Raw genomic sequence first — 26,121 nt, 5'->3', positions numbered from 1 at the left:
ATTCGATTCACTTCTCAACACATTGACGGCCAATGCGATTAAATACGATGAGTAGTTCATGGCGCTGGTGACGATTTGTCCTGACTGCGCAACGGCCTTCCGCGTAAATGCAATGCAATTGCAGGCGCATGGCGGCGATGTGCGCTGTGGTCAGTGTCTACGCGTATTCAATGGATTTACGACATTGATTACGATCAGCGAATCCGTATTGGAACATCCTGCCGAATTTCGAGCACATGTTGGAAATGAATCGGAAGCTACCGAGACGGATCGTAGGGTAATTGATCACTCCAGCGATGTCTCAGAGAGTTCGGCGACAATCTCCGATTCAACTGCGACAGAGCCTGGCGGGCAGTTTCTCGATGAAGCATCTTCTGTGGGCGAGTCATGGGGAAGATGGGCGGTGGCGAATGTGTTCGCCTTGCTGTTGCTGCTCGGGCAAATTGCCTATACTCATCGCACCGAGTTAACGATCTTGATGCCGGTGTTGAGACCTCATCTGGAACACTATTGTCTGTTGCTAGGATGTGAGGTTCCTTATCCGCAATCGATTAAACAGTTGGGCATCGAAACTTCCGATCTGGAAAAAAATCTTTCGCGTCAGCCGGAAGTCACCAGCGTTTCCGCAGTAATACGCAATTATGCGTCCTTCCCGCAGGCATTGCCGGCTTTGCAGCTTGTGCTTCTGGATGCGCAAGATCAGATCATTGCCAGCCGGATTTTTACCGCTCAGGATTATTTTTCCGAGCACGATAGAGCACCGCAATTCATCGAACCTCAGCAGGAAATCGAGATCCGTCTGGATTTTGACAGCAGTCAATTGCAGGCGCTCGGCTATCGCCTGCATCTGCTTTATCCTTGACGCATACTTCGGGACACCCGATAGAAGCGAATTCAGGTAAGGTATAATGCACGACTGATTTTATCCACGCTGGTTCATCAATGACTAATCACTCCCGTACTACTTTACTGGAAAGCCTGTTTGCACAACGCATCCTGATTCTGGATGGCGCGATGGGCACCATGATCCAAACTTTCAAGCTCACCGAGGCGGATTTCCGCGGACAGCGTTTTGCGGACTTTGCACATGATCTGAGGGGCAACAACGATCTGCTGACACTGACGCAACCCGACATCATCCGCTCGATTCACTCGGGTTATCTGGAAGCGGGCGCGGATATCATCGAGACCAACACATTCAATTCCAACGCGGCGTCGATGGCGGATTATCACATGCAGGATCTGGTGTACGAACTGAACGTTGCTGCGGCTAAGCTGGCACGCGAAGCGGCACAGGAACATGAAGCCAGAACGCCCGACAAGCCACGTTTTGTCGCCGGCGTGATCGGTCCGACCACCAAAACCGCATCCATTTCACCGGATGTCAACGACCCTGGTTTCCGCAATATTTCGTTCGATCAGCTGGTAATCGATTACACCGAGTCGATCCGCGGGCTAATCGATGGCGGTGCCGACATTCTGCTGGTGGAAACCATTTTCGATTCGTTGAATGCCAAGGCGGCGCTGTTTGCGATTGACCAGTTTTTTGAGGATCAGGGCATACGCTTGCCGATTATGATTTCGGTCACGATCACCGATGCGTCGGGTCGCACGCTGTCGGGGCAGACGCCGGAAGCCTTCTGGAATTCAGTCAGCCACACCCGACCGTTGTCGGTGGGCATCAACTGCGCGCTTGGCGCCGAGTTGATGCGCCCCTATATCGAGGAACTGGCCGGGGTGGCCGATGTGTACATCAGCGTGCACCCCAATGCGGGGCTGCCGAATCCATTGTCCGAAACCGGCTATGACGAATCGCCGGAATATACTGCAAGCCAGATCAAGGGCTTCGCCGAGGATGGCTTCGTCAATATCGTCGGTGGTTGCTGCGGTACCACACCCGCGCATATCAAGGCCATCGCGCAGTCGGTGGCCGAGATTGCACCGCGCAAGATACCCGATATTCCGAAAAAATTGCGACTGTCGGGCCTGGAACCGTTGAACATCGGTGACGATTCGCTGTTCGTGAATGTCGGTGAACGCACCAACGTGACCGGTTCACGTGCTTTTGCCCGTTTGATCCTGAACGACAGTTACGCGGAAGCGTTGGATGTGGCGCGCAGCCAGGTGGAAAACGGCGCGCAGATCATCGACATCAATATGGACGAAGCGATGCTCGATTCGCACAAGGCCATGGTGACGTTTCTCAATCTGGTGGCGGCGGAACCGGATATCTGCAAGGTGCCGATCATGCTCGACTCGAGCAAGTGGACGGTGATCCAGGCCGGTTTGAAGTGCATCCAGGGCAAGTCGATCATCAATTCGATCAGCATGAAGGAAGGCGAGGAGGAATTCATCCACCACGCTAAACTGGCGCGCCGTTATGGTGCCGCAGTAATCGTCATGGCGTTCGACGAGCAGGGGCAGGCGGATACGTTGCAGCGCAAGGTCGAGATTTGCACGCGCAGTTACCGAATTCTGGTGGACAAGGTTGGTTTTCCGCCGGAAGACATCATTTTCGATCCGAACATCTTTGCAATTGCCACCGGGATCGAAGAGCACAACAACTATGGCGTCGATTTCATCGAAGCCACCCGTGCGATCAAGCAGACTTTGCCGTATGCCAAGATAAGCGGCGGGGTGTCGAATGTGTCGTTCTCGTTCCGCGGCAATGAGCCGATCCGCGAAGCTATCCATACCGCTTTCCTGTATCACGCGATCAGGGCCGGCATGACGATGGGGATCGTCAACGCCGGGCAGCTTGGCGTGTATTCCGATATTCCACCCGAACTGCTGGAGAAGGTCGAGGATGTGCTGCTGAACCGCCACCCGGATGCAACCGAACGTTTGGTCGAGTTTGCAGAACAGTACAAGGGACAGAAAAAGGAACAGGTGGAAGATCTGGCATGGCGTGACGAGCCGTTGCAACAGCGACTGACGCATGCGCTGGTCAGAGGCATCGCCTCGTTCATCGAAGTCGATACCGAGGAAGCGCGCGCCGAGATCGAGAAGAAGGGGGGTCGCCCGATTCAGGTGATCGAAGGGCCGTTGATGGACGGCATGAGCGTGGTCGGCGATCTGTTCGGTGCCGGAAAAATGTTTTTGCCGCAAGTGGTCAAATCGGCGCGTGTGATGAAACAGGCGGTGGCCTATCTGTTGCCCTATATCGAAGCCGAAAAGAAACTGCTGGGCGACGACAAGCCGAAAGGAAAAATTGTCGTTGCCACGGTCAAGGGTGACGTGCACGACATCGGCAAGAATATCGTGGCTGTGGTATTGCAGTGCAACAACTACGAAGTGATCAACATGGGCGTCATGGTACCGAGTGCGCAGATCCTCGACATGGCGCGGCGTGAAAATGCCGACATCATCGGTCTGTCCGGATTGATCACGCCGTCGCTCGAGGAAATGGCGCATGTGGCCAAGGAGATGCAGCGCGAGGGTTTCACCATCCCGTTGCTGATCGGTGGCGCCACGACATCACGGGTGCATACCGCCGTCAAGATCGCGCCACATTACGAAGGCCCGACCGTGTGGGTTCCCGATGCCAGCCGTGCCGTGGGCGTGTGCAGCAATTTGCTGTCGGAAGACCTGCGTGCCAATTACGTGCAGGGTATCAAGGAAGAATACGAGAAAGTCCGCACCCAGCACAAAAACAAGAAAGGTCCGGCCAAATTGCTGGCGCTGGAAGAAGCGCGCGCCAATGCATTCAAGACCGACTGGGCCAGCTACAAACCGCATCAGCCGCAATTGATCGGTGTGCGTACGCTGAACAATTATCCGCTCGACAAGATCGTGCCGTTCATCGACTGGACACCGTTCTTCCAGGCCTGGGAACTGGCAGGTCGCTATCCCGACATCCTGACCGATGAAGTGGTCGGGGAGACCGCCAGCCAGTTGTTCAAGGATGCACAAGCCATGATGAAGAAAATCGTCGAGCAGAAATGGCTCAGCGCCAATGCCGTGATCGGTCTTTTTCCGGCGAATGCGGTCGGCGACGACATCGAAATCTATACCGATGCCACGCGCAGCAAGATCGCCATGGTGTACCACTGCCTGCGGCAGCAGGATCAGAAGCCGACTGGCAAGCCCAACCGCTGCCTGGCAGATTACATTGCGCCGAAGGACACCGGCATTGCCGATACCATCGGCCTGTTCGCGGTCGGCGCCGGTTTCGGTATCGACGATCGCATCAAGGCATTCGAAGCAGTCAACGACGATTACAGCGCAATCGTGCTGAAAGCGCTGGCCGACCGCCTGGCGGAAGCTTTCGCCGAACACATGCACATGCGCGTGCGCCGTGAATTCTGGGGTTATGCCAAGGATGAGACTCTGAGCAACGAGCAGTTGATCAACGAGGAATACCTTGGTATCCGTCCTGCGCCAGGTTATCCCGCGTGCCCGGATCACACCGAGAAAGGCCCATTGTTTGCGACGCTGAACGCCACCGAGAATGCCGACATCGTCATTACCGAATCGTTCGCCATGGTGCCGACAGCCGCAGTGTCCGGCTTTTATTTCTCGCATCCGGACTCGTCTTTCTTCGCCGTGGGGAAAATTGGCAAGGATCAAGTCGAAGATTATGCCAAACGCAAGGGCTGGACTCTGGAAGAAGCCGAGCGCTGGTTGGCGCCGGTGCTGGCGTACGAGCGATAATTCACAGTAGGGTCGGCATATCGAGCGCAGATTGCGTCAATGGCAATTGTGGCGCCGCGTATCTGTTTGACCGGATCGGCGTATCCTGGGTACAGCGGGAGCGCGTCACCAGTCCTGCAGCCGGATCAGGCGGTACCGATCTGGGCGGAGATTTCGGCGGCGCCGTTGCGCTCGATCAAGTGGACTAAATTTACTGGTCGCTGCCCGCCGCGATAATTGCAACGCTGGCCAGGTGCGGCAAGGTCTATTATTATGTGCTGACTAAATAGAGCAGGAGAATCAGGACCTACCGATACTGTGATTGCGGCGGAAGGTCCGCCATAACCCTTCCGCCGTGTTGCGTCAGTTAAAAGAAATATCAAACACATCTATTGCAAAATCATTCCCGCCATTGCCACCGTCCTGAAGAATGAGCGTGATGTAATCAATCGATTTCAAGTCGTTTTTGGTGGGTGGTTTTCCTTGCGAGCCTGAACGAAATGCCGACAACGGGAAAGCTATCGTGAATGAACCGGCAACCGGTGGCGTGATGGGTTTGCTTAACTGAAAAATCTCCCTCGACGGCGTCACTAACTGAATGATGGCATCCACCTGATTGATCATGTCCAGCGAATGAAAATGCAGCTTCATTTTTCCGTTAGCCAGCGCATTGCTTAAATCGAGATTGAGAGGTATGAGATTATCTTCTTTGTCAAAACCATACGAAACTTCAAGTCGGCTCGCGACTCTGACACCGTCTTCGACAATCAAATGACCGCCAATGATGTTATAGACTCCTTTTCTACCGAGAGACGTAGGTGGTGATGGCAGTTGCTGGACGATATGCTTGACTTGGCGGAAGCCGCCGAGCATGGAGCCAGTCTGGACACGGGTACCAGTACCAGAACTTGGGTCTCGGGGAGATATGACTTGAGGTCCGGTATCGAAATTGTCGATCAGTATGGTTTGCGCTTTTGTAGTATGGATCATCCCAACCAGGATTATGCCAGTGATCATATGGGCGGCTAATTTCATCATGCTCTCCTTTTCTGTCGAATTAAAAAAAACGGTGACGTGCTCGTTGCCAATAATGCATTAAAAGAAATCAGTTGCCACATGAACACCGACCAACAGCACCGCTTCGCCATTGGTAAACGTGTGATAACCGTCATCAACGCCGCCATCCGTCCAGCCTTCGCTCAGCCCGGCGACACGGTCGTTGCTGTTACCGTCCACTTTCAAAGTATTGGTGGTAGTCGATAGATTGAGTATATCCAGTGCGGTCACGGTCAGCTTATTAGCACCGTTGCCTTTCAGGTCGATGGCTTCGATATCGCTGATATGCCCGCGCTCTTTGATCAGATTCAGATTCAAGTAACTGTCATCCAATTTGAGCGTATCCCAACCGGCACCACCATCCGCCAATTGAAACTTCAAATCACAGATTTCAATGGTATCATCGCCAGCACCGGCATGAAACACATCCTTCCCGCCTCGACCAATCAAGGTGTCATCGCCATCGCCAGCCACCATGCGGTCCACGCCTTGATTACCCTTGAGCTTGTCCGCTTTTGCCGTGCCCATTGCGGTTACCTTGCCATTGAAATTGCGGCCAAATACTACGTAGCTAGAACCAGAGAAACTTCCGTTCGGATCAGCGCCAAAAGCACCGACAAGCACATCGTCAAAACCATCACCGTTAACATCGCCTGCTCTGCTGACCCTAGCGCCCGAAATATCTTCCGCGGCTGCGCCATCGAGACGGAAGCCGTCTTTGCTGCCGAGGTTCGATAAGCTCAGCGTCGCATCAAAGCCGGAAGCCTTGCCAAATACCACGTAACTGGAGCCGGAAATAGGGCCGTTCGGACCGGCTCCAATCGCACCGATCAGTAAATCTGCAAACCCGTCACCATTGACGTCACCTGCATCGCTAACCGAAATACCTGCAGAATCAAGCGATGCCGCGCCATCCACGCGAAAACCATTGCTACCGTCAAGATCGGATAAGTTCAGCGCAGCATCAAATCCGGTAGCCTTGCCGAATACCACATAACTGGCTCCCGTATACTTATCGCTAGTATCGGCATTGAACGCACCAACAAGCACATCAGCAAACCCGTCACCATTGATGTCTCCCGCACTACTCACTGAATAACCAGAAGCATCAAACGCTGACACTCCTTCTAGACGAAAACCGTTATTGCCATTGAGACTGGGCAGATTCAATGTAGCGTCAAATCCAGTGGCTTTGCCGAAAACGACATAACTGGAAGTGGAATCCACACCATTCGTTCTAAAAGAACCGATTATTAAATCTGAAAAACCATCGTCATTGACATCGCCCGCGTTGCTTACCGAAGTGCCGGAATAATCGCTCCCTTTCTCTCCATTCAGGCGAAAGCCATTATTACCATCGAGACTGGATAGGCTCAATGCAGGAGCAAAACCAGCAGCCTTGCCAAACACAATATAACTGGATCCAGAATTATCGCCATTCGGGTCAGCATACGGAGCACTGACAATCACATCATCAAGCCCGTCACCGTTGACATCCCCTGCATTGCTTACAGAAGTACCTGATTTGTCATATGTCGCCACTCCATCCAGGCGAAAACCGTTATTACCATCGAGACTGGATAAATCAAATGTCGCGCTAAAACCACTAGTCTTACCAAATACCACATAACTGGAACCGGAATAACCGCCGCTCGGATCACTTCCCACGACACCGATAAGCAGATCAGCAAAACCATCGCCATTGACATCTCCTGCACTGCTGATTGGAGTCCGAAAATTAGTCATCTGGGTTGTCGGATTCAGGCGGAAGCCGTTAGTGCCGTCCAGTGATCAAAATAGTTTAACGATGATGACTCATCGATAGCTTTCTACTGAGACCTTTCGGCGGGTGCCATTACATGAAGTGTATGCCGGGATACCTTACAGATTGGTTACAGATTAATCGAAAGCCATCACTCGTAAGAAAATAGCCGAGAAACCAATACTTAAATTCTTGCTAATGAGGTGAAATGATCTTCTGATAAAGAAATTCGGTGGCTGATGAAGGTTTGATACCTAGGCGGGTCAGGAATAATTGATGGCAAAAGTGGTACATTGCCAACGCTTCGCTTTGCCGGCCGAGCTGCAGGTATAGGGTGATGAGATTCTGGTAAAAAACTTCGATTAAAGGTTCAGTTTCAATGGCTTTTTGATACAGTCATTTTTCCGCATCAGCTTCAAGAGTTTCAGCGACCACCTGGAGCATTCAGATAGTTGACTTTTCCTGATTTTACGGTTGCTGTGAGTGTAATTACTGGACTTCGTTATATCGAAGTGAAGAAATAACCTAACATGTCACGCATAAACCAACCTCCCTTTAGGTTCCGGAATAGGTTTTCCCAGTTCGCGCGCGGTTTCTATCCATTGTTCAATGACAATTTTCACATTCGCAACAGCTAACTCGTAGGTGTCTCCATCCGCCATACAGCCGGGCAATTCTGGAACCTCAACGATGAAAGCGTGATCTTCATCGCTCCAGTAAATAATTAACTCGTACTTAATCAATGTTGTTTTCTCCCATGCGATACTTGGTCAATAAAATTCTAACTTGTTTGACTTGATACGGCTTTGCTTTACTATTTCTGGCTTGCAAATTAATAATTTCTTCAATGTTCTCACGTGTAAATAGATGATGACTTCCTTTTATTCTCTCCGTGAAGCCTAATCGGATCAATAATTGACAAAGTTCGGAGAATGTAATGTCGGCATCAGCAGTTCCCGTCAGAATTTTCATTATGAGTTTTGCATACTTACTCATTTAAACGGTTCCAATTTATCAACTTTGATGGAGTTATTGCTGCATCATCGGATTGCCCGTCCGGGCAGTCAATATACTGTTCTATCCATACTTCATATAGCTTGACCGATCGCCCGTGATGATGCAATAGACTGAGGCAGCGGCGGTGATGCAGCCGTGACCCATTCTTAGCCTCGCAACGTCAAATAAAGCTCCCGATAAGCTGTTGCACTGGCATTCCAGCTGAAGTCTTTGGCCATGCCATTTTTTTGCAGGCGCTGCCAGGTTTTTTTATCGTGATATGTTTCGATGGCTCGTTTGATCGCACCCATCAGTTCGTCTGCCGTCGATGGCGCGAATACGAAGCCACTGGCGCTGCCGTTTGCCAATGTTTGTGGCGTGCAGTCGACCACGGTATCCTTCAGCCCACCGGTCGCATGCACCACTGGCGGCGTGCCGTAGCGCTGACTGTACATTTGATTCAAGCCGCACGGTTCAAAGCGGGACGGCATCAGAAAACAATCTGCGCCGGCTTCGATCAGGTGTGACAAGCGTTCATTGAAACCCATGCGCACCGCAATTACACCGGGATATGTCAGGGCCAGCATGGCAAGTCGATGTTCCAATTCCGCCGGGCCGTTGCCGAGGATGGCCAGTTGCGCTGGCAATGCTGCGAGCTGAGGGGCGATATCGATCAACAGATCCGTGCCTTTCTGATGATTCAACCGACTGACGACGCCCAGCAACGGAACACCCGGGCTTTCGGTCAATCCCAGTTCATGCTGCACGGCCAATTTATTGACCGATTTGTCAGGTAATTTCTTGCTCGAATAATTTTTGATCACATTGCGGTCGGTGGCAGGATCCCATTCGTTCAAGGAAATACCGTTGATAATGCCGGTGATCGATTGGCGGCGACCGGCTAATAACCCCTGCAGGCCGAAACCCAGAGGTTCTGTTTGGATTTCTTCGGCATAACTGGGGCTCACCGTGGTGATATGGTCGGCGTAATAAAGTCCGGCCTTGAGAAAAGACATATTGCCATAATATTCGACGCCATTGATATCGAAGCTCGCAGGCGGCAATCCCAATTGCACCGCGCTGCCCGGCGGAAAGACACCCTGAAAGGCAAGATTATGGATCGTCATGACCGTAGCGGCTTTCTTGCCGGAATGAAAATGCAGATAAGCGGGAGTGAGGCCGCTCTGCCAGTCATTGCAATGCGCAATATGCGGCCGCCACGCAATCGGACTGGCATCGCTGGACAGGATGGCGCCAATTTTGGCTAACAATCCGAAGCGCAGCGCGTTATCCGGCCAATCGCGCCCGTATTCATCCATATAAGGCCCGCCGTCGCGGCGGTAAAGCCCCGGGCAATCGATGATGAAGGCAGGAATGTGTTCAGCCTTGTTCAACGATATCCGCGCCGACAGCAGCACCGCCGGAGGAAAATGCGCTAATTCTTTGAATTCGAAAACCTGGTATTGATATTTAGCACCGGCGAGCACCTGAGGATAGCCCGGCAGTAACAGCCGCACATCGGTGTTGAGCATGCGTAATGCCGCCGGCAGCGCTGCACTGACATCGCCCAACCCACCGGTTTTGCAAAATGGAAATACTTCAGGCGTGATGAACAGAACGCGCTGTTCTTGGGAAGAACGCATGGTGTGAAAGTTTATTGATGGGTTTTGAAATAATGAATCAAGCCGCTGGTGGATGAGTCGTGCGCGCCAGTCTGATGATGCGCCCACTCGGTCAGGATCTTTCCGGCCAATTGTTTGCCCAGCTCCACGCCCCACTGATCAAACGGGTTGATGTTCCAGATGACGCTCTGAACGAAAACTTTATGCTCATACAGCGCAATCAGCGCACCCAGTGTCCGCGGGTCGAGCTTCTTGAACAAAATGGATGTGGTCGGGCGGTCGCCGGGAAAGATCTTATGCGGCAGCAACTGCTTGATCGCGGCGGCGCTCAAACCTTGCGACTTGAGTTCGGAAGAAACCTCCTGTTCATTCTTACCCATCATCAATGCTTCTGTTTGGGCGAAAAAATTGGCCAGTAACAGGCGGTGATGATCGCCGATCAAATGATGGCTCTGACAGGGCGCCAGGAAATCGGCCGGGATTATTTGCGTGCCTTGGTGCAATAATTGATAGAACGCATGCTGGCCGTTGGTTCCGGGCTCTCCCCAGACGACTGCGCCGGTGGCGTAATCGACGATGCCGCCGTCGCGGGTCACGCGTTTTCCATTGCTTTCCATGTCGAGTTGCTGCAGATAAGCCGGAAAGCGCTGCATCGATTGATCATACGGCAGCACCGCATGCGACGTGGCGCCGAAAAAATTGATGTTCCAGATACCGATCAAACCGAGTACGACGGGCAGGTTTTGATCGAACGGCGCCGTCGCGAAATGCTGATCCATATCGTGTGCGCCGTGTAGCAACGAATAAAAGTTATCCATGCCGATGGTCAGCGCGATCGGCAGGCCGATGGCCGACCACAGCGAATACCGTCCGCCGACCCAATCCCAGAATTCGAACATATTGTCGGGATCGATGCCGAATTTTTGCACTGCCGAACGATTGGTGGAAACAGCGACGAAGTGCTGCGCAATATCTTTCTCGCTACCGCCGTGCGATAAAAACCAGCGTCGTGCGGAATGCGCGTTGGTGAGCGTTTCCTGCGTGGTGAAGGTTTTTGACGCAACGATGAACAAGGTGGTTGCGGGATCCAGATGGCGTAAGGTTTCGGACATCTGTGCGCCGTCGATGTTTGAGACAAAGTGCGGTTTGAGACCGTTCAAGTGATAGGGCCTGAGCGCTTCAGTCACCATCACCGGCCCCAAATCCGATCCGCCAATGCCGATATTGACGATATCGGTAAAGATCTTATTGTTATATCCACGGTGCGCACCGCTCTGAACGGCGATCGCGAAACGCTCCATTTGTTTGAGCACGCGCTTGACGTCCGGCATCACATCAACGCCATCGAGCAGAACGGGACCTTCGCTGCGCAGCGCAATGTGCAATGCCGCGCGATGCTCGGTGGCATTGATTTTATCGCCCGAAAACATGCGGGCAATCCAATCGCCCAATTTCTGCTGATGCGCCAGCGCCAGCAATAAATCGACCGTCTGACGATCGATGCGTTGCTTCGCGTAATCCATCAAAATATCATTGAAAGTGAGTGAAAATTCGCTGAAGCGCTGTGGGTCCTGCTGAAACAAGTCGCGCATGGGCTGTTGCGCCATCCGTGATTGATGTTCTTGTAAAGCAAGCCAGGCAGATGATTGGGTTAGTGATGACATAGAAGGAATTGGTGTGGCTGCATGTTATGTATGCTCAAAATTGTCAATGACTTGTTCGGATTGGAACATCAATGCTGAAGCAATCATGCTCCGTATGGGGTCAACGGTTCCAGGCATTGATTTCCAACGTAATGATCAGTTCCTGCGTAATGATGGGCCATTCCAACTGCACTGTTACCGCCTGCATGATTTTCTCAAATCCGCTTTCCGATTGGGAAACCGTAAAATGCGGGTGTGCGCGCAATGTCACTGGAGACGACGTTGCCAGCACCACATTGCCGCCCAGCGTATCGTCATCCAGCGCGATCTCATTGATGTCCTTCAGTTGCAATAACTGCCCCAGTCCGCCGAGGATTTCTCCGTGGTGGCGATAACGCGCGCCCACGCCGTCGCAACTAGGCATCGCCAGATTGATTTCAGTGATGAATACGTGTGCCATTTTCGCAGAGAAGTGATAGATGACCTGCAATCGGTTGCCATCGAGTACGAATTGCTTATGGATCGGGTACTCGGTATTGGCTGATTGGAAGTGATTATTTTCCAGCGCAGCCGCCTTGGAGTGATAGCTGATGAACATGCCGTCGAGCCGATCGACGAATAGGCTCCGCGGATGATCGTCGGGAATGATGTCTTCGGCATTGATTTCGTGCTTATAACTGACCCGGTCATGGGCGGAAGCAATGCCGCTGGCGCTATGGCTGGCGGCGTGATTCTGGCCGGGCTGGATCTTCTGGTAATAATGCTCGGCCTGGCAACGCAAAGTATCGCCAAAATTATGGTGTAATCGATAGGCATCCAATTCGCATATGCTTGCAAACGAATCCAATTTGATGACAGCCTGTAAAATGCCATTTTGCAGATAGGCTTCTGCGACACCGTCCAGATCGGTATCTTCGGTAAAATAGTCTGGTCGTGGCAAACGTGCATCCAGCAGTGTTTCCAGCTCAACGAGGCTATTGTAGATGGCGCGCCGCAAGTGGGGCAGGTACAAGCCGCCGAACAGGCCGTGCCAGTACGCATCGTTGGCTTGCGATTCATATAATTTTTGCTGCATCAGTCGGGTGCGCCGTGTTTTCTGGAGCTGGTGGAAACGAGCGGAAAGGCCGAGCATGCGTTTATGCATCCAATTGGATTCCGGGTAGCGGGAGAAGAAATTTTTCCAGATCCCGCCGCGCAGATAAGCTTTTTTTTGTTCATACCAGCCGCTCGATTTGGCCTGTTGCACCAGATCCGCATAGGTATTGGCGGACTCGGCGGGTAATGTCCACTCGTTCATCTCGATATATGAAACAGTAGGTAAATAGACGATGCCGCGGGTTTTCTCGCTGGCGTGATATTCGCTGTAATGCTGGGTGCAAATTTTGTCGGATGCGAGTACGCCTTGAATGAATCGTTCCAGCCAGCCTTTTTCATACACCCATTGATAAGTTTCCGGCCAGATACCGAATTTTTCGATATCATCGAAATAAACCGCCGCGGCACAGGTGTCCGGCGTCCACTGATCGGCCAAGGATTCCAGGTAGGCGATGGTTTCGTCGGCCGGGGCGAACGGGATTTTGTAGCGCAGTGATTCGGATATCGGAAACAAGTCGAGTTTCCGGCTGTCTTCCTCGGTGGTGAAATAACCATTCAATTCAGCATGCGTTTTACCGGCGCACAGAAAGTGATAATCGTCGACGATGACATAGCGTATGCCGCAGTCCGCGAGCGCAGGAATGACGGTGGATTCCCAGACGCGCTCCGTCAGCCACGCCCCTTGCGGCCGTTGTCCCAATCGGCTGGCAAGTTTCTTCGAAAATGCCTCGATCTGTCCGATGCGGTCACTGTTGGGAATCACGGCCAGTACCGGCTCGGTATCGCCCGCACCGAATAGTTCCACTTGTTTCCTGGCGACCATTTCCTGCAGCAAGGCCATATCCTCAGGGAATTCCTGCATCAGATAATCGAGCAGCCAGCCGGAAAAATGGACAGCAAAGCGGAAATCAGGATAGCGGTGCAGTACCTGCAGAAAAGGACGGTAGCAACGGATATGCGCGTCCATCAGTACGTTCGAGAAATTTCCAACAGGCTGGTGGGCATGAACACCAAAAAGGAGCGATACACGTTGAGACATTCAATTTTCCCGGTAATTGGTTAAAAAGCTCAGCAACCAACGATTCCACTGCTACGCCTGATCAGTATAGCGTGAAATTACTGGTGATTCATGACGATCGCCGCATGGTGCTGTTCGTTTCATTATTGGCGCTGCCTTTGCTGATGGATTCGAAAATCTCGGTCGGTATCGGCAATTTGAGCATGCGATACAGGTTCATTAGATTTTGCCGGTAAAGTTGATCAAAACTCGCCACGGAATGAGCAGGGTTGTAGTCGCCAAACCACCAGAACCAATCAGAGCTTTCGCATGACGCCAATTGTCGGCTGGCCTCGGCTTTTTCTTCTTCCGTCAACCGGTCGCTCTGCATCACCAGATCGAAACTCTGCTTTGCGGCACAGAGCAAGTCCCAGGCATAATTTTTTTCACGGTCGCCGACCCAGGTCGAAAATGTGCCATAAACCCAGCTGCCGGCCGTCAATGCAGGCAGGGTGACGATATTGCCGAGATTGCCGGTATCGGCGATATAGTCGCGATATGTGGTCGTGCGGATATACGGATGTTCGTCGAGCAGGCTGTATAGATCGTTCAGGAAATAGAATCCATTGTACGGATAGGATTCCCACGCATTTTCCCCGTCAAGAATGACACTCACCACCGGGTTGACCGCTTCCGGCGTGCTGTGATAAATGCGTTCCAGAGACTGCACGAAATTTTCCGCGGCATCGCGGCCAAACCAGCGTGAATATTCAAAGCCGATCAAATCGGATAATTGGTCGTCACGGAAAAAGCAAGTCACTCGCTCGGCCTCACCGGCGATCCGATACGGACGATATAGATACTCATTGCGGTCGGGCAGCGGCATTTCTGGATGAGAAGCCCGCAGGCTATTGACCAGAACGCCTTCGCCGCTGGCGCTCCATTGACAGCCGTGTTCGGCAAGAATTTTCAATAGTGGTGTAGACAGAGCGCCTTCAGCCGGCCAGACACCGAAGGGTTGTTCGGTGAAACGCTCGGTATGACTGGCGATCGCCGATGACAAATGAAACGCTACGCGACTGCGTCCGCCGGGATATTGGTCATGTTCCGGCAGGGTGACATCAGGCTGACTGTCGCGCGCAGAAGAGAAATCGATCAGCAATGGCGCCAGCGGATGATAGTGCGGCGTGGTCGAAAGTTCGATCTGGCCGGATTCAACCAAGGTGCGGTAACGCGGGATCAGATTCTGGATCAGTTCGCCGACGAGATTGAATAACTGCAACCGGTCGTCATAGCTGAATCCTTTGCTCTGTGCCATCAATCGCATGATGAATTCATTATTGCGGCGCACGCTCTCGCCCATCCATGCCAAGTGATACCATACCAGCAGGTCGGCCAGATACTGTCCGGACACATACGCCAGTTCACTTTCACTTCGTTTGTTGAAAATCTGGTAAAGCTCATGCAGGCGCTTATAGGTAGGATACGGTTGCAGCATCGTCTCATGGTTGCTCAGAAAACAGCTATCAAAAATATACAAACGATCCTGCACTGAGATATGCTCGAGTTCCGGTGTGGCGAGCAGGCGCAGCAATGGTGTACGAATTTCTCCGCTGGCAAATTGCTCGGTGAAGTCTTCCAGTTGATCCAGCAGGATTGGCACAAAATTGACCACAGCCTTGGTTTGCGGGTGCATTTCCAAATGATAGGCCATGTCGGTATAGTCCTTGATGGCATGCAGATACACCCACGGCAGCACAAATTCCTTCGTGACATAATCGCGATAGTCGGGTTGATGCATATGCCACAGTAAAATAAGATTAAGTTGTTTCATTCACAGCGAAAAGTTCTGAAATAGATGTTGTCAGCGGACCTTATGGATCCGCTGTCCCAGCATTTCCGGGGTAATAAGCGTGATGCCGGTATCGGTGACGTAAAATCGTTTCCGGTCTGAGATAGGATCATATCCCACCGTCAATCCTTCCGGGATCATGCACTGTTTTTCAACCACGACCCGGCGCAAGCGAGCATGCCTGCCGATCACCACATTGGGCAATATGACCGAATCCTCCACATTGCTGTAACTGTTGACCTTGACGTTGGAAAACAGCAGCGAGCGCCGCACTGTCGCGCCGCTGATGATGCATCCGCCCGATACTGAAGAATCCAGGGCTTGGCCACGGCGGTCGTTATCATCGAAAACGAATTTCGCAGGAGGCAATTGTTCCTGATGCGTCCAAATGGGCCAGTCGGCATCGTACAAATTGAGCTGCGGCGTTACTGTGGTCAGATCGATATTGGCTTCCCAGTATGCATCCACCGTTCCGACGTCGCGCCAGTAAGGAACGCCCGAGGCCATATTAACGCAGCTATCGAAGAACCGATGCGCAAAAACGCGATAACGCGGCACCATGTAGGGAATCAAATCCTTGCCGAAGTCATGGGATGAGTCATCGACCTGATGATCGCGTATCAGTTGTTCATAGAGAAATGCCGAGTTAAATACATAAATGCCCATGCTGACCAGCGCTTTGTCGGGTTGGCCCGGGATCGGCGCCGGGTGAGCCGGCTTTTCGGCAAAACTGGTTACCCGCCATTCATCGTTGACCCCCATGACGCCAAAGGCGCTGGCTTCTTCAAGCGGCGCTTCAAGGCATGCCACCGTCATATCGGCGCCTTTCTGGATATGGTCGGCGAGTAATTTGCTGTAATCCATTTTGTAAATGTGATCGCCGCCCAGGATCAGTACATATTTCGCATCATGGCGCTGCAATATGTCGACATTTTGAAACACCGCATCTGCCGTTCCTTGGTACCAGGTTTCTTCAGCGGTTCGCTGTTGCGCGGGCAACAATTCGACGAATTCCTTGAAACGTCCATCCAGAAAGCTCCAGCCGTGCTGAATGTGGCGAATCAAGCTCTGTGCCTTGTATTGCGTAACGACGCCAATACGCCGCACGCCCGAATTGACGCAGTTGGACAGCGGAAAATCGATGATGCGGAATTTGCCGCCAAAGGGAACGGCGGGCTTGGCGCGCCAATCCGTCAATTGATGCAGACGACTGCCTCGTCCGCCCGCCAGGATCAACGCCAGCGTAGTATGCGTGATATTGCTGTGAAAACGTGAGTCGGCGTAATTTTCAGTTCCCAATTCATTGGCTTGCATAAATGCGTGGTCATTTTTCATGGCGATCCATATCCTCATCATTCATGTGAACATGCTCCTACGCTAATGGTATCGCATTCTTGCACTTTCTCACATATTGCCGTTGGTTTAATTATCGTTAACCAACCATTAGGAGGTTATAATTCGGCCTTCAACCATTCTGCTGCCTTAAATTCGTGATGACCGCACATAACAGCCCTTCGCTCCAGGACGCCTTGTTGAACGCACGGCTTCACGATCCCTTCGTTTATCTGGGTATGCACCGTGAACAGCGCGGCTACCTGGTGCGCGTGTTTCGTCCGCATGATGAACATGTGTGGATCAGAACGGCTGCCGGTTTTGAACCGATGACGCGCATACATCCGCAGGGAATTTTCGAATGGCGCGGTGAGGTGATGCCCGACGTGCCGTATCGTTTGCGTATCGAAGCCCATGCGCGGCATAGTATGTATGAGGTCTATGATGCCTATGCATTCGCGCCGCAAATTTCCGATCACGATGTGTATTTATTCAATGAAGGCAGGCTGTGGCAGTCGTATCGCATGCTCGGTGCTCAAACTGTCAGACATGGCAGTACCGAAGGCGTGCGTTTTGCCGTCTGGGCGCCGAATGCGGAGCGGGTCAGCGTCATTGGGGATTTCAATCGATGGGATGGTCGTATGCATCCGATGACGGTTCATCACGCCAGCGGCGTCTGGGAGCTGTTCATTCCCGAATTGCTGCCCAATAGTGTGTATAAGTTTGAGATTCGCAACCGCCACAGCGGCGAGATTCTGATCAAGACCGATCCATATGCGCAGCACTTCGAATTGCGTCCGCATACTGCGGCACTGACACCGGTCGGCAGTGAATATGATTGGCAGGATCAGGCGTGGATGGCGCAGCGGCTGCATTGGGACTGGCTGCATGCGCCGTTGAATATCCTGGAGATTCATGCCGGTTCGTGGAAACGTCATCCGGACGGGCGTTTCTATCAGTACCGCGAGTTGGCTCAGCATTTAGTGCCGTATGCGGTAGAAATGGGTTACACGCATATCGAGCTGATGCCTATTTCGGAACACCCATTGGATGAATCATGGGGTTATCAAACGACCGGTTATTTCGCCGTGACGAGCCGGTATGGTTCAGCGGATGATTTCAAGTTTTTCGTCGATGCCTGCCATCAAGCCGGCATTGGTGTGATTTTGGATTGGGTTCCGGCGCATTTTCCGCAGGATACGTTTGCACTGGCGCGTTTCGACGGTACTGCCCTGTATGAACATGAAGATCCCCGTCTGGGATTCCATCAGGATTGGGGAACGTACATCTTCAATTATGGGCGCAATGAAGTGAAATCGTTTTTATTGTCGAGTGCTCACTACTGGCTATCCGAATTTCATCTGGATGGATTGCGGGTCGATGCGGTCGCGTCGATGCTGTATCTCGACTACTCGCGCAACGAAGGTGAGTGGTTGCCGAATAAATATGGCGGTCGGGAAAATTTGGAGGCCATTGATTTCTTGCGTGACCTGAATGTGATGGTGCATGTGGAATTCCCGGGTGCATTGACATTGGCTGAAGAATCGACCGCCTGGCCCGCCGTTTCGCGTCCGACCTATGTCGGCGGGCTGGGATTTTCGATGAAATGGAACATGGGTTGGATGCACGATACGCTGTCCTACATGCGCCAGGATCCGGTTCATCGCCGCTATCATCATGATCAACTCACGTTCAGTCAGCTTTATGCCTATACCGAAAATTTCGTGTTGCCTTTTTCGCATGATGAAGTGGTGCATGGAAAAGGTTCGTTATGGAACAAAATGCCCGGCGATTCATGGCAAAAATTTGCCAATGTGCGACTGCTGCTGACGTACCAAATGACATGGCCGGGCAAGAAACTCAATTTCATGGGTAATGAATTCGCTCAGAAACAGGAATGGCGCGTCAACCATGAGCTGGACTGGTTTTTATTGCAACAGTCGCAGCATGCGGGCATCCGCGCGGCCTTGCGGGATTTGAATCACTGCTACAAAAATACACCGGCCCTGCATCAACAGGATTTCGTCGCCGAAGGTTTCCAGTGGATCGATTGCCAGGACGCCGATCAATCCATTATCAGCTACGTGCGAAGCGCACGGGACGGCAGTTTTGTCCTGATCATCCTGAACTTCACGCCGGTACCCCGTACGGATTACCGTATCGGGGTTCCACGCGGCGGAGCCTATCATGAGCTGTTCAACAGTGATTCCGCCTATTACGGCGGCAGTAATGTCGGTAATCTGGGCAATATCGCCAGCACATCGCAACCCTGGATGGGCTTTCCTCATTCGATCGCAATCACTTTGCCACCGCTGGCAGGAATCGTTCTGAGCGTTGATCCTGCGGTGAATCAATGAATATTTATCAATATTTTTCAGCAACGGCCCAGCAATAAGGAATTTTTGTGGAATCAAATCTGCATAAATATTTGTCAATCATTGCAGTTTTGTTAGTGATTGTCGCAGTCGCAAGTTTGATGCTAGTCCAAGAGAACCCAATCATTGCACATATCAGCGAACAGCAGTCGAACTTGCCGGTGATGAGCTATGTCGGACGCCAGGCATGTGTCGATTGTCATGTCGAACAAAATCGCCTATGGCAGGGATCGCATCATGATCTGGCAATGCAGGAAGCGAACGAGCGAACAGTGCTGGGTGACTTCAACAATGCTGAATTGACCGCCCATGGTGTTTTCACGCGGTTTTTCCGCCGGAATGATCGTTTTTTTGTGAATACGGATGGCCCGGATGGGCAGCTTGCTGATTTTGAGATTAAGTACACTTTTGGCGTAACACCGCTGCAGCAGTATCTCATAGAATTTCCCGGAGGACGGTTGCAGGCATTTGCGATTGCCTGGGATAGCCGTGCGAAGGAACAAGGAGGGCAGCGCTGGTTTCATTTGTATCCGGATGAGCCGATAAATGCTCAACATGAATTGCACTGGACGCAGCGGTTGCAGAATTGGAATTTCATGTGTGCCGAGTGCCATTCGACCCAAGTGCAAAAAAATTACGATCCACTCGACCGGACGTACGATACACGTTGGTCGGAAATCAATGTATCGTGTGAAGCCTGTCATGGCCCTGCATCGCACCATGTGATCTGGGCGCGCCGTGATGCAGGTTTTGAGCAGATCGATGTGGCAACGAAAGGTCTGGCCATTCAAGCGGATGAGCGCAAGAATGTAAATCAGAACATCGGCTCCGCATCCGACACCGTGCGCAGCGATTTTTCCCGGCGATCCGACAAAGAAATTCAAATGTGCGCGCGTTGCCACTCTCGGCGCACGCCGTTATCCGACGATTTTCATCCTGGAAAATGGCTGGATAGCCATGCGGTATCGTTGCTGCAACCGTCGTTCTATTATGTCGATGGCCAGATTAAGGATGAAGTCTATGAATATGGCTCATTCGTGCAAAGCAAGATGTATCAGGCTGGCGTAACCTGTAGCCACTGCCATGAACCGCACAGCCTGAAATTGCGCGTTGCGGGAAATGGCGTTTGCATGCAATGTCACTCGGGAAATAAATACGATACCGAGACTCACCATTTCCATCCCCAGAGTGCAGGCTCCAGTTGTGTCGATTGTCACATGCCAGCAAGAACTTACATGGGCGTGGATTCCCGGCGCGATCATCAGTTCAGTATTCCCCGTCCGCATGTCGCCGCGCAACTGGGTGTACCCGATGCCTGCACCACATGCCATGCGGATCGTAATCCGCAATGGGCTGCCGATACAATCCGTGAATGGTATGGTCACGATCCCAAGGGGTATCAGAACTATGCAGAAGCCTTGCATGCAATTCGCAACGGTGCGGGCAATGCCTATGATCGCCTGATGGGGTTGCTCGAAGACAAGAATCAACCGGTCATTGCCAGAGCTACGGCAATTGAAGAATTGGATTTGGGATTAAATCCTCGACTACTCACAACCTTGGTTGATGCATTGCATGATGCCGATCCCTTGCTGCGCAGCGCCGGCCTTAATGCGTTGGGGCAATTGCCGTCAAAGCAGCGTTGGTTGCTTGCCGAAGAACGCTTGCACGATCCCGTCCGTAGTGTGCGTATTTTGGCAGCGGCAATGCTGGCAGAAATTCCCTCTGAAGAAATGTCTGTCAGCCAACACGCCAATTTTCAGGAAGCCGCCCGGGAGTATGTGCATTCCTTGCGATACAATGCCGATGACCCCGGCGCGCAAGTCAGCCTGGGGGATTTCCATACGGCACGCGGCGAGTACGCTGAGGCCGAACAAGCTTATCGTGAAGCCTTGTTTCTGGATAAAAACTGGGTGTCAGCCTACCTGAATTACGCGGACCTGCTGCGCCGGATGGATCGGGACGAAGAGGGTGAGGCTGTGTTGCGGGAGGGGTTGGCCCATCACCCTGAGGCAGGCGTTCTTCAGCATGGCCTGGGGTTATTGCTGGTGCGGAAAAAAGATATCTCAGCCGCACTGGTTTTTCTGAAGCAAGCGGTGGAGCTTGAACCCGAAGTCATCCGCTATAGTTATATTTATGCTGTGGCGCTGCACAGTGCCGGGCAATCGGATTTGGCCAAAGCAGTGATTGCGTCTGCTTTGATGAAAGCACCGAACGATTCTGTATTGAATGCATTGAGAGCTCAACTAGCGAGAGAAAATTGAATCGTATTGTTGCATTGGACCTGAATATCTACAGATCGTAATCAATAGGTTTACAGAAGAAATCTATCTTTGAATCTGAATTTGATTTCCTCGCGAGCGCTTCGTGGGGTAGGAGTTTTGTATGGATTCCGGTCAGGCAGCGTTGAAACCAACCTCAAAATGCTCATTTGACACACAAACAGTGCTTGCTTTCTCGGCTGGGCTTTGACTAGTCGCCATTTGCTATTTTTTCAAAGCTTATTGATGGATATTTTTAATATTCGTCCTATCTATACCAACAATCGTTTGTTTTGATGAATCGGAGTAGACGTGAAGAATCATGAAAGACCCATGGATGCAAATTTTAGTGGTAATGATCGGCGTAATTTTATTATGGGAAGTATGGCACTTGGAGCCGGTGCTGCCGGTTTAATGACTTCCCATGCTGCATCCGCTGCTGCTTTATCAAATAATCATTATATTACTGCCGGGGTTGGCGGGGATTTTGCCACATTGCATGAAGCAGTTGCTGCTGCGAAATTGTTAGCCCCGACGAATTCAAGCTGGGTTGTCATCACCATGATGCCGGGCAGTTATGACTTAACGTTGGAGAGCCATGAGCTGGCGTTGCCGGATTTTGCGGAATTAACGGGTGTCAGCCGGCAGGGATGTATCATATTAGGCAATGGGAATAAAAACATCCGTATCAATGCGCATAACAAAATTTCAAACTGTACGATACGGTATACCGGAGGAGGTAGCAGGTCAGGAGCCATTCGACCACAAGATTCCGTAACCCCTGAGATGAAAGGAATTCTCGAGATCGATGGAGTCGATATCGAGGTATATTCATCATCAAGGTGCGCGTTGTCGATACAAGCCTTGGACCGCTGCTACATTCGTAATAGTTTCATTCAAACCAGCGGCATAGGATTGGAAGTATTTAGTGGGCATATCTTTATTTCCGGTACGCACTGTCGCTTGGTCGGCAATATCGCAGGAAATGCGAATCCCCATTATGGCGTAAAACAGGTGCAAGCATCATGGTCGAGGATATGAATCGATGGCGGAACCTGGGCAACCGGATATGGATCACCTCAGATTAACGGGGAACCCGGAGCGGATATTGTGATGTTCTATGTGGGAGGAAATGCCAGTTCCAGAGTCGAACTAAATAACATTTGGTGTATCGTACGGAATAATTCCGGCACAAATCTCGGCGTAAAAGTGACATGTGTAGATGTTGTTTTGCCCAGCTCATGGGCTAGAATTCACAGCGGCTATTTTCAAGCAGAAGATCCCAATAGGCACGAGTTCGATCTGCAAAATACCGGCAATGGGAGACTCGAGGTTCAAACTACTCGTTATAAATCTCTGTTAGGTAATAGTTATTCATCGAATGGTGCAGGTGTTCGCATGATTACGGATGCGATTTATACACCACAATATAATGACGATGGCATTAAACTCATCGATGCTAGCGAGAATCAGAGTGGTATGCTTGTGAAGCTGTCTGCTCCCGGGGCTAGTCAGGTGATGGGAGCCGAGCAAGTCATTGTCAGAATTGATAATAGCGGCAATGAAGTGATCATTGACGGCAATGGTAAGCTCATTAATGGGGCTCTAACGAGAACATTGGGATCTGCTCAGTATAGTAAAATGGTTCTTCGGTATGTAGGGAGTTTAGCCGGTTGGCTCGTATTGAGCGAATGAATGGAGATTTACATGGGTCGTGAGAATTTTAAATGTATTCAGTAGAATGCATTAGATGAACATGCATAAACGACCCATTTGATCTTATTGGATCGCCAGGGAATCTGGTAGTTTTAACAATCCGGCTGTGAAAGAGAGGTAACTGGCTGAATGCTTCAACGTCATCAACAGATTAATGAGTTATGCCGCGCTGAAATGTATCCGACTTCAGCAAATTTATCTCGTCCAACAGTCCCATCGGAGATCAAAACTTTGTGGCACGGTCTTAGTCAACCAGCCAAGGTCACACGACCACTCCGGAGCTTCTCAAGCGCGCAGCGAAAAACGATAGCAAATCTTACTTCTTTGAGTTCGCTTGCTTTCACATCTAATTTATTGATATATATCAATAAATTATCTATAGAATGGTATGTCGAGATTCTTCTCGGTACGGTCGGATTTGCTTTAAAAACATTGCCGATCAGGACATTCAATTTTGTTTTTTTCATCCCAAAATACCAAGAAATCGCCTGCGAGGTTGAATGACGTTGTTCTCGGGAAATACTGATTATTTATTTCAATCAACCTGTTAGTAAATAACCTGAGCTTCTGCACTCAAGAGAAGCTAGTGTTTGCGAGACTATCTTGGTCAATCTTATTTGACGGGCTATGAAGGCTTGTTATAAAGCCAAGCAATGGTGATAGCTGATTTTTACCCTTAAAACGAGAAGGAGTCAGGCAGATGAAAAATATGAAAATGGGAATATGGATAATACTGATTTGTTTGTTCTTGAATCCCGCGTGGGCTGCGAAGCCGAACATCTTATTCTTGCTTTCCGATGATCACAGTACTCCTTTTTTGGGTGCATATGGAAATAAGGATGTTCGGACGCCCAATCTCGACAAATTGGCGTCTGAAGGGATACGTTTCGATCGCATGTTTGCAACTTCCCCCTCATGTGTTCCGGCCCGTGCTGGATTGATGACGGGCCGTTCGCCGGTGGCGGTGCGCATGGGACGTTTTACCTCTCCATTGCCGGCCGATGTTGTGGCGTTGCCGGACTTGTTACGTGATCGGGGAGGGTATTTTGTAGGTGTTGGCGGGCGCGGGTTTCATTTGGATGGTCCTCCGACTTCCTCAGCACCGGAAGTCGGAGGATTTTTGGATCAACATAACCTGCGAACCTTCGCCGACCGGATGAATTATGTACAGGCATCCAAACTTGGTCCAAGTGCGACTTTGGCCGCTTTTCTGGATGCGGTGCCGGCTGGGAAACCCTGGTTTTTCTGGCTTAATTTTGATTCTCCGCATCATCCTTGGAACCGCGTTGGACCTTTGGGAATGCCGGACGCTTCTAAATTGACCGTGCCAGGTTATTTGCCGGATCTACCGGGGGTGCGCGGGGACTTAGCAAAATATATTGCCGAGATAGAATATCTCGATGTCTCAATTCGAGATGTACTTACCGTTTTATCGCAGCGTGGTCTAAGTAACAATACAGTTGTCGTATTCATGGGAGATAATGGCTTGGCGTTGCCTCATGGCAAAGGTACTTTATATGATCCGGGTACCAACGTGCCATTGTTAGTCCGGTGGCCCGGTGTGGTGCAACCGGGAAGGGCGAACAAACAACTTATTTCCGGGGAAGATTTTGCACCGACTATGCTAGAAATTGCCGGAGTAACGCCGCCTGAAGAAATGAGTGGCATTAGTTTTCTCAATCTGCTGAAAGGAAGCCCTGGATTCACCGGCCGGAAATATGTCTTCCTGTCACGATTGACTCATGGCGGAGATGGCAGCATGAGTCCAAATATTTCGACTATTAATTTTGATTTGGCTCGAGCCGTGCGTTCAGCCAATTTCAAGCTTATTTATAATACGACGCCTCACCAACCGGTGGGACCGCCAGATAGCAACCTCGACCCAAGTTGGCTGGAGGTGAAGGCTGCCTTTGCAGCCGGGACCTTACAACAGAAGTTTGTAAAGGCTTATTTTACGAAACCTCGACCAACCTACGAACTGTACAAACTGGATACGGATCCCAATGAGTTAACCAATCTCAGCGAGAATCCGCAGTATGCTCAAGTCTTGCTCGAGCTCAAAAAAGCGTTGACGGAAAAAATGGTGCTCGACTGGGATTATTTGCCTACGCCGTTGAAATAAAGCATATGGGTAAGCTAATGCCGTCTAGCAGAGAATTGCTAGACGCAGGCAGAGATAAACTTGTGAAGATGGTTTATGACGTCGCAGCCAGGCAGTATGTGCCTTGGGCGCTCATATGAATCTGGTTTGCTTGAATACTGACGGGAGCATGCTCTCTACAGGTGATTGTTACTTGCCTCAATTTCATGCGATCTAAGAAATATGTTTATTTTTATAACGTTATATTGTTTATTGACTGCTTTATCCACAGAAATTGTGGAAAACAGCATGCCCAGTTTGACCTGAAATCTGGCAGAGGCCGAGTGTATTTTGCAGTGCCTCTGCCACGAAGGATTTCTTTGTCGCTATTTTCGAAAGCCACAATGACTACTACTATGAAATCCCCGTTATTGGTAGTACGTCACGTTGTTTCATTCGCTTATTCACCCTATCAATCCGTCAGCAGGCGATGCGTCTGGATCTGATTGGCGGAGAGCGTAGCTGCCAAACGTCCGTTCACAATGCTGGCGTCGGTAATGTCGGTTTCGATGTGGGTGGCTTTCTTGCCTGAAACAATACCTGGAGCGAGCGACAGCGTATAGTTCTTGGCGGCATTGGCCTGATTCCAGACGCGGGCGATTATGCCGTTCTCGATGCCATCTTCAGCGGGTTTGAGCGCCC

17 protein-coding genes are annotated in these 26,121 nt (G+C 51.1%); 7 read left to right on the top strand and 10 right to left on the bottom strand.

The window, feature by feature from the left end; all coding sequences use genetic code 11:
* Positions 1–58 precede the first annotated feature (58 nt).
* Together ABF87_RS02495 and metH are read left to right on the top strand one after the other, a co-directional pair.
* The gene (locus tag ABF87_RS02495) at positions 59–862 is read left to right on the top strand and encodes a zinc-ribbon and DUF3426 domain-containing protein (RefSeq protein ID WP_160827558.1); all 804 of its coding nucleotides are present in this window, start codon (positions 59–61) and stop codon (positions 860–862) included.
* A gap of 80 nt (positions 863–942) precedes the next feature.
* Positions 943–4,653 (top strand): methionine synthase, encoded by a 3,711-nt coding sequence (gene metH / locus ABF87_RS02490; RefSeq protein ID WP_160827557.1) that lies wholly within the window; start codon positions 943–945, stop codon positions 4,651–4,653.
* A 342-nt stretch (positions 4,654–4,995) separates the two neighbouring features.
* Here metH and ABF87_RS02485 read toward each other — a convergent pair whose 3' ends face one another.
* The 9 genes from ABF87_RS02485 to glgC form a co-directional block, all read right to left on the bottom strand.
* Positions 4,996–5,670 carry a hypothetical protein gene (locus ABF87_RS02485; protein WP_160827556.1) on the bottom strand — a complete coding sequence of 225 codons (675 nt, stop codon included), beginning with the start codon at positions 5,668–5,670 and terminating at the stop codon, positions 4,996–4,998.
* Between the two features lie 57 nt (positions 5,671–5,727).
* Entirely contained in the window at positions 5,728–7,434 is a 1,707-nt protein-coding gene (locus tag ABF87_RS02480; RefSeq protein WP_160827555.1) for an integrin alpha, read from the bottom strand.
* Positions 7,435–7,983: 549 nt separating this feature from the next.
* Positions 7,984–8,193 carry a type II toxin-antitoxin system HicB family antitoxin gene (locus ABF87_RS02470; RefSeq protein ID WP_160827554.1) on the bottom strand — a complete coding sequence of 70 codons (210 nt, stop codon included), beginning with the start codon at positions 8,191–8,193 and terminating at the stop codon, positions 7,984–7,986.
* Positions 8,186–8,446, bottom strand: a complete 261-nt coding sequence (locus tag ABF87_RS02465; protein WP_160827553.1) for a type II toxin-antitoxin system HicA family toxin — start codon at positions 8,444–8,446, stop codon at positions 8,186–8,188. Before ABF87_RS02465 ends, ABF87_RS02470 begins: the two co-directional genes overlap by 8 nt.
* A 167-nt stretch (positions 8,447–8,613) precedes the next feature.
* The gene (glgA, locus tag ABF87_RS02460) at positions 8,614–10,089 is read right to left on the bottom strand and encodes a glycogen synthase GlgA (RefSeq protein WP_160827552.1); all 1,476 of its coding nucleotides are present in this window, start codon (positions 10,087–10,089) and stop codon (positions 8,614–8,616) included.
* 11 nt (positions 10,090–10,100) lie between these two features.
* Complete coding sequence (gene pgi / locus ABF87_RS02455) at positions 10,101–11,732, bottom strand: glucose-6-phosphate isomerase (RefSeq protein ID WP_160827551.1); 1,632 nt, start codon at positions 11,730–11,732, stop codon at positions 10,101–10,103.
* Positions 11,733–11,832: 100 nt separating this feature from the next.
* A complete protein-coding gene (locus ABF87_RS02450; protein WP_160827550.1) occupies positions 11,833–13,845 on the bottom strand; it encodes an alpha-amylase/4-alpha-glucanotransferase domain-containing protein in 2,013 nt (670 codons plus the stop codon).
* 88 nt (positions 13,846–13,933) lie between these two features.
* The gene (locus tag ABF87_RS02445) at positions 13,934–15,637 is read right to left on the bottom strand and encodes a glycoside hydrolase family 57 protein (protein ID WP_160827549.1); all 1,704 of its coding nucleotides are present in this window, start codon (positions 15,635–15,637) and stop codon (positions 13,934–13,936) included.
* Positions 15,638–15,667: 30 nt separating this feature from the next.
* Positions 15,668–16,990: a glucose-1-phosphate adenylyltransferase gene (glgC, locus tag ABF87_RS02440; RefSeq protein WP_160827548.1), complete on the bottom strand. Its 1,323-nt coding sequence runs from the start codon at positions 16,988–16,990 to the stop codon at positions 15,668–15,670.
* A 158-nt stretch (positions 16,991–17,148) separates the two neighbouring features.
* Here glgC and glgB point away from each other — a divergent pair, with 158 nt between their 5' ends.
* From glgB to ABF87_RS02415, 5 genes are all read left to right on the top strand, one after another.
* Positions 17,149–19,344, top strand: coding sequence for a 1,4-alpha-glucan branching protein GlgB (gene glgB / locus ABF87_RS02435; protein ID WP_160827569.1), 2,196 nt, complete (start codon positions 17,149–17,151; stop codon positions 19,342–19,344).
* A 47-nt stretch (positions 19,345–19,391) separates the two neighbouring features.
* Positions 19,392–21,626, top strand: coding sequence for a HEAT repeat domain-containing protein (locus ABF87_RS02430; protein WP_205012649.1), 2,235 nt, complete (start codon positions 19,392–19,394; stop codon positions 21,624–21,626).
* Positions 21,627–21,956: 330 nt separating this feature from the next.
* Entirely contained in the window at positions 21,957–22,664 is a 708-nt protein-coding gene (locus tag ABF87_RS02425) for a hypothetical protein (protein ID WP_160827547.1), read from the top strand.
* A 69-nt stretch (positions 22,665–22,733) separates the two neighbouring features.
* Entirely contained in the window at positions 22,734–23,318 is a 585-nt protein-coding gene (locus ABF87_RS02420) for a hypothetical protein (RefSeq protein ID WP_160827546.1), read from the top strand.
* 721 nt (positions 23,319–24,039) lie between these two features.
* Entirely contained in the window at positions 24,040–25,461 is a 1,422-nt protein-coding gene (locus ABF87_RS02415) for a sulfatase (RefSeq protein ID WP_205012648.1), read from the top strand.
* A 430-nt stretch (positions 25,462–25,891) separates the two neighbouring features.
* On the opposite strand, the gene ABF87_RS02410 is transcribed toward ABF87_RS02415, so the two are convergent.
* A partial coding sequence (locus ABF87_RS02410; protein ID WP_160827545.1) for a glycosyl hydrolase-related protein occupies positions 25,892–26,121 on the bottom strand: 230 nt, incomplete at its 5' end.

Source organism: Nitrosomonas sp. JL21 (assembly GCF_009833095.1).
In the GTDB taxonomy this organism is placed as follows: domain Bacteria; phylum Pseudomonadota; class Gammaproteobacteria; order Burkholderiales; family Nitrosomonadaceae; genus Nitrosomonas.
This window is presented reverse-complemented; position numbering and strand designations above follow the sequence as displayed.

What these genes read in the sequence shown, in the direction of transcription:
- ABF87_RS02495 (WP_160827558.1), top strand. Translation starts at nt 59, where the DNA reads ATGGCGCTGGTGACGATTTGTCCTGACTGCGCAACGGCCTTCCGCGTA.
- metH (WP_160827557.1), top strand. Translation starts at nt 943, where the DNA reads ATGACTAATCACTCCCGTACTACTTTACTGGAAAGCCTGTTTGCACAA.
- ABF87_RS02485 (WP_160827556.1), bottom strand. Translation starts at nt 5,670, where the DNA reads ATGATGAAATTAGCCGCCCATATGATCACTGGCATAATCCTGGTTGGG.
- ABF87_RS02480 (WP_160827555.1), bottom strand. Translation starts at nt 7,434, where the DNA reads ATGACTAATTTTCGGACTCCAATCAGCAGTGCAGGAGATGTCAATGGC.
- ABF87_RS02465 (WP_160827553.1), bottom strand. Translation starts at nt 8,446, where the DNA reads ATGAGTAAGTATGCAAAACTCATAATGAAAATTCTGACGGGAACTGCT.
- glgA (WP_160827552.1), bottom strand. Translation starts at nt 10,089, where the DNA reads ATGCGTTCTTCCCAAGAACAGCGCGTTCTGTTCATCACGCCTGAAGTA.
- pgi (WP_160827551.1), bottom strand. Translation starts at nt 11,732, where the DNA reads ATGTCATCACTAACCCAATCATCTGCCTGGCTTGCTTTACAAGAACAT.
- ABF87_RS02450 (WP_160827550.1), bottom strand. Translation starts at nt 13,845, where the DNA reads ATGTCTCAACGTGTATCGCTCCTTTTTGGTGTTCATGCCCACCAGCCT.
- ABF87_RS02445 (WP_160827549.1), bottom strand. Translation starts at nt 15,637, where the DNA reads ATGAAACAACTTAATCTTATTTTACTGTGGCATATGCATCAACCCGAC.
- glgC (WP_160827548.1), bottom strand. Translation starts at nt 16,990, where the DNA reads ATGAAAAATGACCACGCATTTATGCAAGCCAATGAATTGGGAACTGAA.
- glgB (WP_160827569.1), top strand. Translation starts at nt 17,149, where the DNA reads ATGACCGCACATAACAGCCCTTCGCTCCAGGACGCCTTGTTGAACGCA.
- ABF87_RS02425 (WP_160827547.1), top strand. Translation starts at nt 21,957, where the DNA reads ATGGATGCAAATTTTAGTGGTAATGATCGGCGTAATTTTATTATGGGA.
- ABF87_RS02415 (WP_205012648.1), top strand. Translation starts at nt 24,040, where the DNA reads ATGAAAAATATGAAAATGGGAATATGGATAATACTGATTTGTTTGTTC.